Origin of the sequence: Paracoccus nototheniae (genome assembly GCF_004335005.1) — a bacterium.
In the GTDB taxonomy this organism is placed as follows: Bacteria; Pseudomonadota; Alphaproteobacteria; order Rhodobacterales; family Rhodobacteraceae; genus Paracoccus; species Paracoccus nototheniae.
Genome location: NZ_RQRT01000013.1, coordinates 37,897 through 54,026, shown reverse-complemented (window position 1 = coordinate 54,026; position 16,130 = coordinate 37,897). Strand labels below are relative to the sequence as shown.

The 16,130-nt window shown below is 68.7% G+C and carries 14 protein-coding genes; 7 read left to right on the top strand and 7 right to left on the bottom strand.

The window, feature by feature from the left end; translation table 11 throughout:
• Nucleotides 1–64 precede the first annotated feature (64 nt).
• Together EG885_RS07565 and EG885_RS07560 are read right to left on the bottom strand one after the other, a co-directional pair.
• The gene (locus EG885_RS07565; protein ID WP_131573871.1) at nucleotides 65–1,048 is read right to left on the bottom strand and encodes a bile acid:sodium symporter family protein; all 984 of its coding nucleotides are present in this window, start codon (nucleotides 1,046–1,048) and stop codon (nucleotides 65–67) included.
• Between the two features lie 12 nt (nucleotides 1,049–1,060).
• The gene (locus EG885_RS07560) at nucleotides 1,061–2,644 is read right to left on the bottom strand and encodes a gamma-glutamyltransferase family protein (RefSeq protein ID WP_242679549.1); all 1,584 of its coding nucleotides are present in this window, start codon (nucleotides 2,642–2,644) and stop codon (nucleotides 1,061–1,063) included.
• 93 nt (nucleotides 2,645–2,737) lie between these two features.
• Here EG885_RS07560 and EG885_RS07555 point away from each other — a divergent pair, with 93 nt between their 5' ends.
• Nucleotides 2,738–3,373, top strand: coding sequence for a GntR family transcriptional regulator (locus tag EG885_RS07555; RefSeq protein WP_165571069.1), 636 nt, complete (start codon nucleotides 2,738–2,740; stop codon nucleotides 3,371–3,373).
• Nucleotides 3,374–3,394: 21 nt separating this feature from the next.
• Here the strand turns inward: EG885_RS07555 and EG885_RS07550 are convergent, their stop codons facing one another.
• Both EG885_RS07550 and EG885_RS07545 read right to left on the bottom strand, forming a co-directional pair.
• Nucleotides 3,395–6,493 carry an efflux RND transporter permease subunit gene (locus tag EG885_RS07550; protein WP_131573868.1) on the bottom strand — a complete coding sequence of 1,033 codons (3,099 nt, stop codon included), beginning with the start codon at nucleotides 6,491–6,493 and terminating at the stop codon, nucleotides 3,395–3,397.
• Nucleotides 6,490–7,599 carry an efflux RND transporter periplasmic adaptor subunit gene (locus EG885_RS07545; protein ID WP_131573867.1) on the bottom strand — a complete coding sequence of 370 codons (1,110 nt, stop codon included), beginning with the start codon at nucleotides 7,597–7,599 and terminating at the stop codon, nucleotides 6,490–6,492. Before EG885_RS07545 ends, EG885_RS07550 begins: the two co-directional genes overlap by 4 nt.
• A 177-nt stretch (nucleotides 7,600–7,776) precedes the next feature.
• On the opposite strand from EG885_RS07545, the gene EG885_RS07540 reads away from it, so the two are divergent.
• Nucleotides 7,777–8,574: an inositol monophosphatase family protein gene (locus EG885_RS07540; protein WP_131573866.1), complete on the top strand. Its 798-nt coding sequence runs from the start codon at nucleotides 7,777–7,779 to the stop codon at nucleotides 8,572–8,574.
• A gap of 41 nt (nucleotides 8,575–8,615) precedes the next feature.
• On the opposite strand, the gene EG885_RS07535 is transcribed toward EG885_RS07540, so the two are convergent.
• Nucleotides 8,616–9,350, bottom strand: a complete 735-nt coding sequence (locus EG885_RS07535; RefSeq protein WP_242679548.1) for an FkbM family methyltransferase — start codon at nucleotides 9,348–9,350, stop codon at nucleotides 8,616–8,618.
• Nucleotides 9,351–9,678: 328 nt separating this feature from the next.
• Here EG885_RS07535 and ribA point away from each other — a divergent pair, with 328 nt between their 5' ends.
• The 5 genes from ribA to EG885_RS07510 are packed head-to-tail and all read left to right on the top strand — an operon-like array spanning nucleotide 9,679 to nucleotide 13,761.
• On the top strand, nucleotides 9,679–10,779 hold the full coding sequence (gene ribA / locus EG885_RS07530) for a GTP cyclohydrolase II (RefSeq protein ID WP_242679552.1): 1,101 nt from the start codon (nucleotides 9,679–9,681) through the stop codon (nucleotides 10,777–10,779).
• The gene (locus EG885_RS07525) at nucleotides 10,776–11,720 is read left to right on the top strand and encodes a zinc-dependent alcohol dehydrogenase (RefSeq protein WP_131573864.1); all 945 of its coding nucleotides are present in this window, start codon (nucleotides 10,776–10,778) and stop codon (nucleotides 11,718–11,720) included. Before ribA ends, EG885_RS07525 begins: the two co-directional genes overlap by 4 nt.
• A 15-nt stretch (nucleotides 11,721–11,735) precedes the next feature.
• Complete coding sequence (locus tag EG885_RS07520; RefSeq protein WP_131573863.1) at nucleotides 11,736–12,131, top strand: 6-pyruvoyl trahydropterin synthase family protein; 396 nt, start codon at nucleotides 11,736–11,738, stop codon at nucleotides 12,129–12,131.
• A gap of 2 nt (nucleotides 12,132–12,133) precedes the next feature.
• Nucleotides 12,134–12,901, top strand: a complete 768-nt coding sequence (locus EG885_RS07515; protein WP_131573862.1) for a class I SAM-dependent methyltransferase — start codon at nucleotides 12,134–12,136, stop codon at nucleotides 12,899–12,901.
• A 23-nt stretch (nucleotides 12,902–12,924) separates the two neighbouring features.
• Nucleotides 12,925–13,761: a RibD family protein gene (locus EG885_RS07510; protein ID WP_131573861.1), complete on the top strand. Its 837-nt coding sequence runs from the start codon at nucleotides 12,925–12,927 to the stop codon at nucleotides 13,759–13,761.
• Here the strand turns inward: EG885_RS07510 and EG885_RS07505 are convergent.
• Both EG885_RS07505 and EG885_RS07500 read right to left on the bottom strand, forming a co-directional pair.
• On the bottom strand, nucleotides 13,754–14,914 hold the full coding sequence (locus EG885_RS07505) for a CaiB/BaiF CoA transferase family protein (protein ID WP_131573860.1): 1,161 nt from the start codon (nucleotides 14,912–14,914) through the stop codon (nucleotides 13,754–13,756). The genes EG885_RS07510 and EG885_RS07505 overlap by 8 nt on opposite strands.
• On the bottom strand, nucleotides 14,907–16,115 hold the full coding sequence (locus EG885_RS07500) for an acyl-CoA dehydrogenase (RefSeq protein ID WP_131573859.1): 1,209 nt from the start codon (nucleotides 16,113–16,115) through the stop codon (nucleotides 14,907–14,909). The genes EG885_RS07505 and EG885_RS07500 overlap by 8 nt, the downstream gene beginning before the upstream one ends.
• Nucleotides 16,116–16,130 lie beyond the last annotated feature (15 nt).

The following is a 16,130-nucleotide window of genomic DNA, read 5'->3' as shown; positions in this document are numbered from 1 at the left end:
TGGTCCATGGCAGGCGGTTCCGTGACCCTTTGTCAGTCGGGCCGATGCCGCAGTCCGAGGGCGGTCACGACACCAGCGCGGTCTGCGCCCGAAGCGCCTGACGCTGCGCGATCATCGCGCAGATCAGCAGCTGCGCCATGTGATAGATCAGCACGGGCAGCACCGTCGCCCCCACCGTCTCGACGGGGAACAGCGCCGCCGCGATGGGCAGTCCCGAGGCGAGGCTTTTGGTCGAGCCGCAAAAGAACAGGACCGACCGATCCTCGGGCGGCAGACCACAGATCCGCCCCAGCCCGCCGATCAGCGCAAAGACCACCGCCAGCAGCGCCAGCATCACCGCGATCAGGGTGATCAGGCTGACGGGCGGGATTTCGGCCCACAGGCCCGACACGGTGCCCGCGCTGAAGGCGGAATAGACGATCAGCAGGATCGCGCCCCGGTCCACCACCAGCGTCAGCCGCTTGCGGGTGCGCACGAAATGCCCGACCCACGGACGCAGGATCTGGCCCAGCACGAAGGGCAGCAGGATCTGCGTGCCGATGCGGATCACCGCGTCCAGACTGATCCCGCCATCCCCGGCCTGCAGCAGCAGCGCGACCAGCGCGGGCGTCAGCACCACCCCCAGCAGGTTCGACAGCGACGCCGCGCAGATCGCGGCGGGCACATTGCCCCCCGACATCGACACGAAGGCGATCGAGCTTTGGATGGTCGAGGGCAGGACCGCCAGAAAGATCACCCCCATCGTCACCTGCGGCCCCAGCAGCGGGCCGAAAAGGGCCGCAAAGCCCAGACCCAAAGCCGGGATCAGCAGAAAGGTCGACCCGAATGTCAGCCCCTGCAGCCGCCAGTTCAGCATCCCGGCCTTGACGGATGCCGGGTCCAGCTTGGCGCCATACAGAAAGAACAGCAGCGCCACGGCCCAATAGGTGACCTGCCCCAGCCCGTCCGCCGCAATGCCGCGCGCAGGCAGCATCAGCCCCAGCAGCACCGTGCCCAGCAGCATCAGCATATAGCTGTCGATCCCGATCCGTCCCAGAAAGCGTCTCATGCTCAAAATCCCCTACAAGCCAATGGCCATGCCGTCCTTGCGGCTGTCCGACCCACCCTCCAGCAGACCCGTCGCGGTATCGATGCGGATCGCCTGCGCGCCGCCCATCGGGCCGGTCAGACGGCGGATCACATGACCCCTCGCGGCCAGATCGGCGCAGATGGCGTCAGACAGGGTCGGTTCGACCTGCAACACCCCCTCGGTCGCGAAGCTGCGCGGCTCGTCCATGGCGGCCTGCAGGGACAGGCCCCGGTCGATCACCGCCGACAGAAAAGCCGCGTGGCCCGTGGCCTGATACTGCCCGCCCATCACCCCAAAGGGCATCACCGCGCGGCCCCCTTGGGTGACCATGCCGGGGATGATCGTGTGCATGGGCCGCTTGCGCGGGCCGATCGCATTGGGATGACCGGGGATCAGCCGGAAGGACGCGCCCCGGCTTTGGAACAGCACGCCCGTCGCCGGGTCCAGCCGCCCCGAGCCGAAGCCGTGAAAGATCGAATTAATGAACGAGACCGCATTGCCCTGCGCATCGACCACGCACAGATAGATGGTGTCCTTGTGCTCCGGCTCGTCCCACAGGACCGGGGCCTGCGCGCGGGTCATGTCGATGCGCGCCCGCAAGGCGACAATCGCGGCGTCCGACAACAGCGTCTCGGTCACGCCGGCGCAATCGGCGGGATCGCCGATCAAAGCATCGCGGTGGTGATAGGCCAGCTTGGTCGCCTCGGCCTGCACATGGATGCGGTCGGCGGGCGGCAGGGCCGCCATGTCAAAGCCTTCGATGATCTTCAGGATCAGCAGCGCCGCCAGACCCTGCCCATTGGGCGGACATTCATGCACCTCGACCCCGCGATAGGATGTGCTGATCGGCGCGACCCATTCGGCGCCATCCGTGGCCTCGGCGAAATCCTGTTCGGTATGCAGCCCGCCAAGGGACCGCAGATGCGCGACCATCGCCGCACCCGTCCGGCCCTGATAAAAGCCCGCGGCACCCTTGGCCGCCACCTCCTCCAGCCGGTCGGCCAGCAGGGGTTGGGCATGGCGGGCGCCGGGCTGCGGAACGGGCAGGAACACCGCCGCCGCATGGGGATCGGTGCCGATCAGATCCGCGGCAGCGGCCCAGTCCTGCGCCACGCGCGGCGTGACCGGATAGCCATGGCGCGCATAGCCGACGGCGTCGCGGAACAACCGCGACAAAGGCATGGTCCCCAGATCGCCATGCAACCGGCACCAGGCCGAGATGGCGCCGGGCACGGTCACCGCATGGGGGCTGGTCTGCGGGATATGATCGGTCAGCCCCGCCGCCTGCAGCGCCTGAATGCTGGCGGCGGCGGGGGCGCGGCCCGATCCGTTCAGCGCCCGGACCGCCCCGCCCGCCGGCGCATACAGCGCAAAGCAATCGCCGCCGATCCCGGTCATCAGCGGATCGGTCACCGCCTGCACGGCGCTGGCGGCAATGGCTGCATCGACTGCATTGCTGCCCTCGGCCAGCACCGCCAGCCCCGCCGCGCTGGCCAGAGGATGAGACGTCGCGATCATCGCGCGTCCGGCAAAGGCGGGGGCACGGCGGCCCGACAGGAAATCATGGGCGGTCATCGGCAGGTCTCCGGTCGTGGCGGAATCGGTGGCAGGGAGTCGCGGATATGTATACATGTGGACGCCACCCGAATACAATTGACGGAAATCCCCATGTCCGCCTCCCGCTCGGCCGATCAGATCCATGCCACGCTGTCGTCGCAGATCGTGGCGGGTCATCTGCGCCCCGGCGATGCGCTGGCGGAAACGGCGCTGGCGGCGCGGTTCGGTCTGTCCCGCACCCCCGTGCGCGAGGCATTGCAGCGTCTGGCCGCCGAAGGGCTGGTCGAACGCGGCCCGCGCCGGGCCTTTGCCGTGCGCCGCATGACCACCGACGGGCTGCGCCACCTGTTCGAGGCACTGGCCGAGCTGGAGGCGCTGTGCGCGGGCATGGCCGCCCTGCGGATGACGCCCGCCGATCACGCGATGCTGGCGGGGATTCTGGACAGCGACGATCTGCCCGGTGCGGATTATGCGCAGCTGAACATCCGGTTTCACCAAAGCCTGCGTCAGGGGGCGGGCAATGACGTGCTGGCCGGGATGCTGGAGGATCTGAACCGCCGCAGCCTGCCCTGGCGCAATGCCCAGTTCGAGGCGCGGCAAGGCCGGATCGCCAGTTCCCGCGCCGAACACCGCGCGATCCTGACCGCAATCACGGCGCGCGACGACACGGCTGCCGCGGCACAGATGCGGGCGCATATGGGCGCCTCGCTTGGGGTGATTCTGGAGATGATCGCCGCGCGGGACTAGGCGCGCGCGACGATCAAAGGCTTATTCCGCCGGTTGCGGGACCGGACCCGGCGCCTCGGGTGCCGCATCGTCACGCACCGGGTCGTCGCGCCGTCCGATGCGTTCGACCAGCACGTAAATGACCGGCGTCAGCAACAGCGTCAGGATGAATGCCAGGCTCAGCCCGCCCACGATCACCGCCCCGATGGCGCGGCGGCTTTCGGCCCCGGCCCCGGATGCTGTGGCCAGCGGCACCGCGCCCAGAACCGTGGCAATGGTCGTCATCATCACCGGGCGCAGGCGCGTCACCGCCCCCTCGCGCGCCGCGCTGACCAGATCGCGGCCCTCGTCGCGCAGCTGATTGGCGAATTCCACGATCAGGATGCCGTTCTTGGCCATGATCCCGATCAGCAGGATCATCCCCACCTGCGAAAAGATGTTGACCGAGGCCCCCGTCAGCCACAGCGTCGCCACCGCCCCCGCCAGCCCCAGGGGCACGGTCAGCATGATCGTCAGCGGCGTGCGGAAACTTTCGAACTGCGCGGCCAGCACCAGAAAGACGATCATCAGCGCCATGGCAAAGACCGTGGCCACACCGCCCTGATTTTCCTGATAATCCGCCGCCTGCCCGCGCCAGACCAGCAGGGCGCCCGCAGGCAGGTCCACGGCGGCCTCTTCGACGATGGCGATGGCGCGGGCCAGATCGGTGCCCTCGACCAGATCGGCCTCGGTCTCGACCGAGATGAGGCGGTCATAGCGGTTGATTTCGGGGACGGTGGCGCCGGTCGCGATTTCGGCAAAGGCCGAAAGCGGGATCAGATCGCCCCGTGTGTTGCGGATCATCACCGACAGCATATCCTGCACTGAATCGCGATCCTCGGCGGCGGCCTGCAGGATGACCGGGTATTGCCGCCCGTCATTGCTGTATTCGCCCACCGTGCGCGATGCGAACAGCACCTGCAGGGTCTGGGCGACGGTTTCGCTGTCCAGCCCCAGATCCTGCGCGCGGGTGCGGTCGATGGACAGCGATGCGCCGGGCTGGTTGGCGGCGTAATCCACCTCGATCCCCGACAGACCCGGGGCGTCGGCCAGACGCGCGGCCACATCCTCGGACCATTGGGCGGCGCGGGCCAGATCGGGCCCGCCGATCGACCAGCTGATGCTGCCGCTGCCGCCGCCCAGTCCAAGCCCGCCCGACGGCCGGATCGAGGTCGACACCTCGGTCATCGCCTCCAGCCGGGGCCGCAGACCGCCGATCACCTCGTCCACGCCCGCCTCGCGGTCATCCCAAGGCGCCAGCGTCACGAAGATCAGCGAGCGGCGGGTATCGCCCCAGATCCCCACGATCGAGGTGGCGTTGTCGACGATGCCATCGTCGCGCAATTCGTCCAGCATCGCCTCGACCCGGCGGGTGGCGGCGTCGGTATAGGCCAGATTGGACCCCTGCGGCGCATTCAGCACGATGCGGAACCCGCCGCGATCCTCGTCCGGGGTCAGCTGGCGCGGCAATGCCTGATAGACCGACACCGCCCCCGCCACGGCAAAGACCGTCACCGCCAGAATCGGCACCGGACGCGCGATCATATGGCCCAGAACCCGGTCATAGCCGCGTTCCAGCCAGCCGATCACCCGGTTGACGCTGCGGGTCAGCAGGTTGGGGCGATCCTCGCGCGGCATCACCCGCGCGGCCAGAACCGGCGACAGGGTCAGGGCGACGAAACCCGACACGGCGACGGCCACGGCCATCACGATGCCGAATTCCGCGAACAGCTGACCCAGCTCTCCCTCCATGAAGCTGACCGGCAGGAACACGGCGATCAGCACGGCGGTGGTGGCGATGACGGCAAAGCTGACCTGTCCGGCGCCGCGTCGCGCGGCCTCGGCCCGGCTGGCGCCCATGGCGCGATGGCGCTGGATGTTTTCCAGCACGACGATGGCATCGTCCACGACCAGACCGATCGCCAGGATCAGCGCGAACAGCGTCAGGATATTGATCGAGAACCCCAAAAGCAGCATCATCAGCAGCGATCCAAGCGCCGAGATCGGGATCGTGACCACCGGCACCAGCGACAGCCTGAGCGAGCCGAGGAACAGGAAGATCACCGCCGTGACCAGCACCACGGCCTCGGCAAAGACCTTGATCACCTGCGCGATCGAGCTTTCGATGAACACCGCCTCGTCGGTGGTGATGCGCATCTGCATGCCCTCGGGCAAGGTCGGGCGGATGCGGTCCAGTTCCTGACGCACGGCGGTCGAGATGGCGACGGTGTTGGCCTGCGCCTGTGGCTGGACGCCCAGACCCAGGGCGATGACGCCATTGGCGCGATAGATGGTGTCGGTTTCCTCGGCCCCCTCTTCGATGCGGGCGACATCGGCCAGCCGCAGCGGGCGCCCGCCATCGTCGCGCAGCACGACCTGACCAAAGACGGCAACGCTGGTGAACCGGGTCTGCGCCAGAACCTGCAACTGCCGGGCGCCGGTCTCGATCTGACCGGCGGGCAGTTCGACATTGTTGGCCTCCAGCGCGGCGATGATGTCGCCGGTGGTGATGCCATAGGCGGCCATGCGCGACTGATCCAGCCAGATGCGCATCGACGGCGCCCGTTCCCCGAAGATCGAGGCATTGGCCACCCCCGGCAGCCGTGCCAGCCGGTCGGTGATGAACCGGTCGGCGTAATCGGACAGCTCCAGCGGGGTCATGTTCGGGCTGGACAGGCTGAGCCGGATGACCGGATCGCCCTCGTCATCGTTCTTTTCCACGCGCGGCGTGCCGGCGCCGTCGGGCAGATCGTTCAGCACCCGGTCGACCGCGGCGCGCACGTCATTGGCCGCCGCGTCGATGTCGCGCGACGGATCAAAGGTCAGCCGGGTGCGCATGCCGCCCCGGTCGGAATTGGTCTGCATGGCGGTCACGCCGCTGACGCCCGCAAGGCCGCCCTCGATGACGCTGGCCAGCTGGTTGTCCACCACATCGGGCGCGGCGCCGGTGTAATCGACACGCACCGTCACCTCGGCCGCCTCGACCGAGGGCAGTTCGCGGACCGGCAGGCGGGTGACGGCGACGGCGCCGATCAGCACGATCAGCAGGTTCATGACGGTCGCGAAGACCGGGCGGCGCAGGGCGAAGTCGGGCAGGCTCATCCGCCGGTCCCCGCTGCGGCATCCGCGGTGGCGGTGCGGTCGGGTTGCGGCGTGGCCTCGACCGGCGTGCCTGGCTGGACGCGGTGCAGGTTCGACACGATGATCGGGGTGCCGACCTCGATCCCGCCCAGCACTTCGATCACGCCGTCAGCCTGCTGACCCACCGCGATCTCGGCCCATTCCGCAACACCGTCGCGCAGGACCAGCACACGGTGGATATCGCCCTCGACGCTGATCGCCGATTCGGGGATCGAGGGCCGGTCGCCCTCGTCCAGCACCAGTTCGGCCTGCAGGAACATCCCCCCCGCCAAGGCGCGGTCGGGGTTGGGCATCTCGGCGCGCAGGGCGATGGACCGCGTGGCGGCATCGACGCGCGTGTCGATCAGCGTGACCTGCGCCTGAAACACCCGGTCGGGCCAGGCCGAGGATCGCAGCTGGACCCCCTGCCCTTCGGCCAGACGCGGCAGCAGCGATTCAGGCACGGCGAAATCGACCTCGATCACCGCAAGATCGTCCAGCGTGGCGATGGGGGTGCCGCTATCCAGCATCTGCCCCTCGACCAGATCGGTCAGGCCGATGATGCCCGCAAAGGGCGCGCGCAGCTGGCGATCCTCCAGCAGAACCTGCGCCCGGTCACGCTCGGCCTCGGCCCGCAGCAGTGCTGCGCGGGCGGTCTGAAAGGCCGCGTCCGAGGCGCTGCCGGTGCGGTTCAGCTGTTCCTGACGGGCAAAGGCGGCCTCGGCCTCGGCCAGGGTCGCCTCGGCGGCCATCAGGTCGGCCTGTTCGGCGCGGTCGTCCAGTTCCAGCAGCACATCGCCCTCGGCCACGCGGGCGCCGGGGCGAAAGGCGATGCGGGTGATGCGGCCGCTGGCCTCGGGCATCAGATCGACAGCGCTGCGGGCGCGGGCGGTGCCCACGGCGCGGATGCTGTCGGTAAATCGGGTCAGCTGCACGGGCACCGTCTCGACCGGGACCGGGCCCGAGGCGCTGTCGCCCCCCCTGACCTGCGTGTCGGGCGCGGCCAGCAGCCGGTCGGCCATGTTCATCCCCAGCACTCCGGCGCCGATGACGACGATTGCGCCGAGAATGGCTTTGGCAAAGCGCATGGTCGGTTACCTCTGATCCGTTGGCGAAAGACTGCGACGGGCTTGCCGATCCCTCTGGCTGCAGGCAGATTGACCGATCGGGCGGGGGCCGCAACTGATAATCGCGTGTAATCGTCCATTTGCGGCCCCCGATGCCGCCCCATCGGGCATGATCGCCCCCGCTGCAAAGGACCACCCATGACCCTGCAGGACGACCTGACACTGGCCATTGCCGCCGCCCATGCCGCAGGGGACGGGCTGTGCGCCGCTTGGGCCGACCGCAGCGGGTTGCAGATCGACACCAAGCGGCGGGGCGACTTCGTGTCGCAGGCCGATCATCGGGCCGAGTCGCTGCTGCGCGACCGCCTGCTGGGCGCCCGGCCCGGCGACGGCTGGCTGGGCGAGGAGACCGGCGCCAGTCCAGCCACCACCCCCGGCGCGCGGCGCTGGATCGTCGATCCGCTGGACGGGACCACGAACTTCCTGCGCGGGATCGCCCATTGGGCCGTGTCCATCGCGCTGGAACAGGATGGGGAACTGGTTCTGGGCGTCGTCCATGACCCCCTGAAGGCCGAGACGTTCAGCGCGCGGGCGGGCGGCCCCCTGCATCTGAACGGTGTGCCGCTGCACCCGGCGCCGCCGCCCGGTTTCGATGCGGCGCTGTTCGGCACCGGCCTGCCCTTTGGCGACATGCCCCATATCGACGATCACGCCGCCGACCTGACGCGGGTGCTGCCGCAGTCGGCGGGCGTGCGGCGGATGGGGGCGGCGGCGCTGGATCTGGCCTATGTCGCGGCGGGGCGGCTGGACGGGTTCTGGGAACGCCGCCTGCGCCCCTGGGACATCGCCGCCGGTCTAGTCCTGCTGCGCGCATCGGGCGCCCGGGTCGAAGGCTGGACCCCGTCCGAGCGCCCCGAGGAAACCGGCACCGTCATCGCCGCCCGCCCCGATCTGTTCCACCGCTTTGCCGCCAGCCTGCGCAATCCGTCCGCTTAGGGGCATCAGCCCGGTCTGTGCGATCAGGCCAACCTGCGCGATCAGTCCAGCCGCGCGTAAAGATCGCCCGATCCGGCATCCGGCGGCAGACCGGTCAGCCATTGGCGCACAGCATCCGGCCCGCGCCAGTCGTCCCATAGAAAGCCCCCGGCCTCGCCCGTGACCGGGTTGAAGCGATAGCTGCCCAGATCCTGCAGCCGGTCGATCACCGCCAGCGTCCGCTGGCCGAAGGCGGGCAGATATTCGACCGACAGCATCGGCAGCGGCTGGCTGAGGCCGGACAGCACGTCCAGCTCGAACCCCTCGACATCGATCTTGACGAAATCGGGCAGGCCGTGATCGGCGATCAGCCGGTCCATGGTGGTCATCTGCACCTGCTGGCTGCGGTCCCACCGGACATGACCAAAGCCCGGCAGCGCCGCCGCCTCGTCCGCGAAACTGGTGCTGAGCGATGAGACCGTCGGATGCAGCGACGACACGGCCATCTGTGCCATCGCCTCGGACGGGCCGACGGCCAGCTGCAGCAGGGTGATGTCGCGCGGCAGGCTGCGGCGCAGAAAACCCGCAAAGGGCTGCTGCGGCTCGCAGGCCACGACCCTTGCGCCTGCAGCCCGCATCGCGCGCGCGCGGCTGCCGACATGGGCGCCGATGTCGAAGGCCAGCGCACCGGGCGGCAGCAGCCCCGCGTAAAAAGCCCGCAACTGGCGCACCCGCCACGGGTTGTAATAGATCGCCAGCGACCGGATCAGTCCCAAGGTGGCGCGCATCTGCATCATGGACCCTTCATTCATCTGGCCGCGTTCGTCAGACGGCGTTCATCAGACGGTCAGCCTAGGGATTGCAGCCCGGGCCGTCCAGCGGGGGGGGCCGGGTGTCGCAGCCAGTCCCGTCGCCGCGACCAGGATCGGTGCCGCGCCGATGGTTTGCGACCCGGTTCGCGCGCGCCGCCCCATGCGGCCGGTCGTTGCGACATTGTGACACGCGGCTGCAACCCTTCCGGAACTGGCCCGTGTTTCAAGACGTTGCGAAGATCGTGACATCTGATCCCAAGGGCTTGAAGGTCGAACCATGCGCGTGTCTCCTCCCGTCTTTCCGGCCCCGTCGATGGTCGCCCCTGCCGCTGATCCGCTGGCCTTGCGTCTGGCCGAACGCGTGGCCCGCATGGTCGGCGACCTGCGCCTTGGCCTGCCCGTCGTGCTGACCGGCAGCGGCCCGGCGGCGCTGATCTATCCGGTCGAAACGCTGTCGCCCGAACGCTATGCCGCGCTTGGCGCGCATCACGATCTGGTCGTCACCGCCCGCCGCGCCGAGGCCCTGCGCCACCGCCCGCACGAGGGCGAGGTGGCGCTGCTGCCCGTGCCCCCCGGTGCGCGGCTTGACTGGATTCAGGCTTTGGCCGATCCCTCGCGCCGGATGCCTGCCCGCGACGCGGTGCCGCAGGCCCCGCACCAGACGCCCACCACCCTGCACCGCGCCGCGATCCGGCTGGTCAAGGCGGCCGAGCTGTTGCCCGCCGCGCTGATCGTTACCGGCCCGGATGTGATCGGCACCGCCCTTGGCCATGATCTGGGTATCCTGCCCGCCGATGACGTGCTGACCCAGCTGATGGCACCGCGCGATCCGCGCCCGGTGTCGAATGCGCGGGTGCCGATGCTGGCGGCGCGCAATGGTCGCCTGCACGTCTTTCGCAACCCCGATGGCGGCGCCGAACATTATGTGGTCGAGGTCGGCCAGCCCGACCGCAGCAAGCCGGTTCTGGTCCGCCTGCATTCCGCCTGTTTCACGGGCGATGTACTGGGCAGCCTGAAATGCGATTGCGGCCCCCAGCTGCAGGCAGCCCTGGCGGCGATGGAGGCCGAAGGCTCGGGCGTTCTTCTGTATCTCAATCAGGAGGGGCGCGGCATCGGTCTGGCCAACAAGATGCGCGCCTATAGTCTGCAGGATCAGGGCATGGACACGGTCGAGGCCAATCACCGCCTTGGATTCGAGGATGACGAGCGGGATTTCCGCACCGGCGCCGCGCTGCTGCGCCAGATGGGCATCGCGCAGGTGCGGCTGATGACCAACAACCCCGCCAAGATCGCCCGGCTGGACAGCGAGGGGATCGAGGTCGTCGAACGCGTCGCGCTGACGGTCGGACGCGGCCCCGAAAATACCCGCTATCTGGACACCAAGGCCCGCAAATCCGGGCATCTTCTGGCATGAGCGCGCAGGCCCTGTGGTGCACAGGCTCCGGCACCGCCGAGGCCCGCCTTGGCCAGATGGGCGAGGGCGTCCATGTCCGCACGCTGTATTCGGGCATCAGCCGGGGAACCGAACGGCTGGTCCTGTCCGGGCAGGTGCCCGTCAGCGAACAGGACAGGATGCGCGCGCCGTTTCAGGAAGGGGATTTCCCCTTTCCGGTCAAATACGGCTATGCCGCTGTCGGCATCGCGACCGAAGGGGCGCTGCGGGATCGGGCGGTCTTCGCGCTGTTCCCGCATCAGACCGAATTCCGCCTGCCTCAGGATGCGCTGATCCCCCTGCCCGACGGGTTGCCGCCTGAACGGGCCGTTCTTGCGGCGAATATGGAAACCGCGCTGAACATCCTGTGGGACAGCGGCGCGGGTGCGGGCGACCGCATTGCGGTGGTCGGCGGCGGGCTGGTGGGCCTGCTGGTGGCCAGCCTTGCCGCCCGCCTGCCCGGCGCCGAGGTCACCGTGATCGACACCCTGCCCGACCGCAAGGCTTTGGCCAAGGGTCTCGGCTGCGCCTTTGCCCATCCCGACGCGGCACCCGCCGATCAGGACGCGGTGATCCATACCAGCGCCACGCAGGCGGGGCTGGTGCTGGCCCTCTCGCTGGCCGCTCCGCAGGCCACCATCACCGAGGCCAGCTGGCATGGCGGAGCGCAGGTCGCGCTGCCGCTTGGCGGTGCGTTTCACAGCCGCAGGCTGCGCATCGTCAGCTCTCAGGTGGGGACGATCCCGCCCGACCGGGCGCCGCGCTGGACCTATCGCCGCCGGCTGACCAAGGCGCTGGCGCTGTTGGACGATGCCCGGCTGGACGCTCTGATCTCGGGTCAGACGGGTTTTGCCGATCTGCCTGCCGCCTATCCCGGCATTCTGGCCGACCCCGCCACGCTGTGCCACCGCATCCATTACTGACCATCAGGAGTTTCCATGTTCGCCGTCGAAGTCCGAGACCATATCATGATCGCCCATTCCTTCCCCTCGCCCACTTTCGGGCCGGCACAGGGGATGCATGGCGCGACCTTTACCGTCGACACGGCCTTTTTTGCCGAAGAGATGGATCACGAAAGTCTGGTCGTCGATATCGGCCTTGCGACCGAGGCGCTGGCCGCGACGCTGGCGCCGCTGCGGTATAAAAATCTGGACGAGATCCCGGAATTCGCAGGCAAGATGACCACGACCGAGTTTCTGTGCAAACATATCTTCGACCAGATGGCCGCCAAGGTTCGTGCGGGCGATCTGAAGGACGGCGGCCGGGTGAAAAAGCTGCGCGTGCTGCTGCATGAAAGCCATATGGCCCGGGCGTGGTTCGAGGGGGATCTGTAACCATGGGGTTTTCCGCCGAATGGCTGGCCTTGCGCGAACCTGCCGATATCGCGGCCCGGCATGCCGGGTTGCTGGCGCGGGCGGTGGCCGTGGCGGGGAATGATCCGGTGATCCTGGATCTGGGCTGCGGCACCGGATCGACGCTGCGCACGCTGGCGCCGCATCTGCCCGGCAACGCCCGCTGGCATCTGGTGGACAACGATCCCGAGCTGCTGACCCGGGCGGCGACCGAGGCTCCGGGTCGGGCGCAGACCCATGCGCTGGACCTGCGCGATCTGGACGCACTGCCTTTGGATGGGGTGACGCTGGTTACCGCCTCGGCCCTGCTGGATCTGATGCCCGCGCCGTGGATTGCGGCTCTGGCGGAAAGGCTGGCGGGTGCGGGTCTCCCGTTTTATGCGGCGCTGTCCTATGACGGGGTCATGGAATGGGATCCGGCGCTGCCGGGCGATGCCGCGATCACGCAGGCCTTCAACAGCCACCAGCGCGGCGACAAGGGCCTGGGCGCCGCTCTTGGCCCCGATGCCGCAGCCACCGCGCCCGCGATCCTTCGAAAGGCCGGGTTCACCGTCCATGACGGGTCCAGCCCCTGGCGCATCGGCCCGGACAGCGCGCCCCTGCATGCGGCGCTGGTCGAGGGGATCGCCGGGGCCGCTGCCGAGGCGGGCGCCGTTGATGCCGCCAACTGGGGCCGCATGCGCATCGCCGCCGCCCCCGCGACCGGATGCCTGATCGGGCATCTGGACCTGCTTGCCCTGCCCCCCACCTGACCCCACCCGAGGAGAGGACCGCCATGCACGCCGTCGACGTCACCCCCCGGGTCTGGGACCGCATCCTGTCCGTGCGCAGCGGCACCGCCTGCGCTTGCTGCGGGCGGTTCACCCCGGGCGAACGCGCGGCGCTGGATCTGTACGGTCCCGTGGCGCGGCGCGATCTGGGGCCAGTGACGCTGGCCCAGATTGGACAGTCGCTGGACGGGCGGGTGGCCACCGCCTCGGGCGATGCGCGCGACGTGTCGGGCCCCGAGGGGCTGGCCCATCTGCACCGGCTGCGGGCGCTGGTCGATGGCGTGGTGATCGGCGTCAAGACCGCGCTGCATGATCAGCCGCGCCTGACCGTGCGGCTGTGCAGCGGTCACAACCCCGCCCGCATCGTGATCGATCCGCGCGGACGGCTGCCCGACGGTGCCCCGGTGCTGACCCCGGACGGCGCCCGCCGGGTAATCGTGACCGGCGCCGACCGCAACCACCCGACCGGGGTCGAGGTGCTGCGCCTGCCCGCCCCGGGCGGTCGTCTGGACCCGGCCCAGATCCTGCAGGGCCTGCGCGGCATGGGTCTGGGATCGCTGCTGATCGAGGGTGGCGGCCTGACCATCACCGGGTTTCTGGAGGCGGGACTTCTGGATCGGTTGCAGGTCTCGGTCGCGCCGCTGATCATCGGGGCGGGGCCGCAGGGGCTGACCAGCCTGTCGCCCGTGGACCGGCTGAAGGACGCCTTGCGCCCGGAAACGCGGGTCTATGCGCTTGGCACCGATATCGTCTTCGACTGCGCACTTGGCCCGCAGGCCCGGATCGCCGCGCTGCCGCAGCATGCCCGGCAGGTTCTGACATCGGTCACCGCCGTCAACTGACCGCCGATCCGTCGCGGAACGCCCAATCCCCCTCGCCCAAGGTCGGCGCCGCCTTGTCCGAGACCGAGGCGCTGCGCGACAGCGTGATCGGCGTGCGCAGCCCCGCGATCCCTTCGGGCGCGATGACCATGCCGCGCGCTTCTGCCTGAGGATCGGCCAGCGCCTCGGACACGCGGTTGATCGGCCCCGCCGGAACCCCCGCCTGCGCCAATGCGGCGATCAGATCGGCGCGGCTGCGCGAGGCGGTCGCGCGCGCCAGATCCGCACATAAGACCGCGCGCGCCGCCACGCGCTGCGCATTGGTGGCAAGGGACGGATCTTCGGCCAGCGCCGGCAGATCCAGCGCCAGACACAGGGCGCGGAACTGCCGGTCATTGCCGCAGGCGATGATCAGATGCCCGTCGCGGGCCGGAAAGACCTGATAGGGCACGATATTGGGATGGGCATTGCCAAGCCGCGCGGGTTCCATCCCGCCCAGCAGGTGATTGGCCGCCTGATTGGCCAGCACCCCCAGGGCGCAATCGAACAGCGCCAGATCGACCTGCTGCCCCCGACCCGACAGCGCGCGTTCCGCCAGAGCCGCCTGAATGCCGATCACGCCATAAAGCCCCGTGAAGATGTCGATCCAGGCCACGCCGACCTTCTGCGGATCGCCCAAAGGATCGCCGGTCAGCTCCATGATCCCGCCCATGCCCTGGATCAGGAAATCATAGCCCGGCTGGCGGGCGCGCGGCCCGGTCTGCCCGAACCCGGTGACCGAGGCATAGACCAGCCCTGGATTGCGCGCCGAGACGCTGGCATAATCCAGCCCGAACCGTGCCAGCCCGCCCTGCTTGAAATTCTCGATCACCACATCGGCGCTGTCGATCAGATCCCGCAGCCTTGCCAGATCGCCAGCATCGTTGAAATCGCAGGTGACGCTGGTCTTGCCGCGATTGGCGGCGTGGAAATAGGCGGCGACCGTTTCCGAACCGCCATCGGCGCGGGGCCGGGTGATGAAGGGCGGGCCCCACCGGCGGGTGTCGTCGCCCTCGGGCGCCTCGACCTTGATCACCTGCGCGCCCAGATCGGCCAGCGTCTGACCGATCCACGGACCGGCCAGAATGCGCGCCAACTCGACCACCTTCAGGCCGGACAGGGGGCCGTCAGCCAAAGGCGGCCAGCCCGGTCTGCGCACGCCCCAGAATCAGGGCATGGACGTCATGCGTGCCCTCATAAGTGTTCACGGTTTCCAGATTCTGGGAATGGCGCATGACGTGGTATCCGATCTGGATGCCGTTGCCGCCATGCATGTCGCGGGCCATCCGCGCGATATCCAGCGCCTTGCCGCAATTGTTGCGCTTGATCATCGAGATCATCTCGGGCGCGAACCGGCCCTGATCCATCAGCCGACCGACCCGCAAGGACGCCTGCAGGCCCAGGGCAATCTCGGTCTGCATATCGGCCAGCTTTTTCTGATACAGTTGCGTGGCGGCCAGAGGACGGTCGAACTGCTTGCGGTCCATGCCATAGCGATGGGCGCGGAACCAGCAATCCTCGGCCGCCCCCATCACGCCCCAGCTGATGCCATAGCGCGCGCGGTTCAGGCAGCCGAACGGCCCGGACATGCCGCTGACATTGGGCAGCAGGGCGTCTTCGCCGACCTCGACATCCTGCATCACGATCTCGCCGGTGACGGACGCGCGCAAGCTCAGCTTGCCGTCGATCTTGGGCGCGGACAGGCCCTTCATGCGCTTGTCCAGGATGAACCCGCGGATCTTGCCGCCATGCGCATCGGACTTGGCCCAGATCACGAAAACATCCGCGATCGGGCTGTTCGAGATCCACATCTTGGACCCGTTCAGCACATAGCCGCCATCGGTCTTCACCGCCCGCGTCTTCATGCCCGCCGGATCGGACCCGGCATCGGGTTCGGTCAGACCGAAACAGCCGATCCATTCGCCCGATGCCAGTTTCGGCAGATACCGCATCCGCTGCTCTTCCGAGCCGTAGGCATGGATCGGAAACATCACCAGAGAGCTTTGGACCGACATCATGCTGCGATAGCCGCTGTCGATGCGCTCGACCTCTCGCGCGACCAGGCCGTAGGCCACATAGGATGCACCCACCCCGCCATATTCCTCGGGGATCGTCACGCCCAGCAAGCCGCTGGCGCCCATCTCGCGGAAAATCTCGGGGTCGGTCTGTTCGTTCAGATAGGCGTCCTGCACGCGGGGCGCCAGCTTGTCGGCGGCAAAGGCTGCGGCGGTGTCGCGGATCATGCGTTCGTTTTCGTCCAGCTGATCCTCCAGCAGGAACGGATCTTCCCAGACAAAGGCACTGCCCTTGTGGTCCACGGTGGTCTTGTCCAGCATGATCGGGCCTTCCCT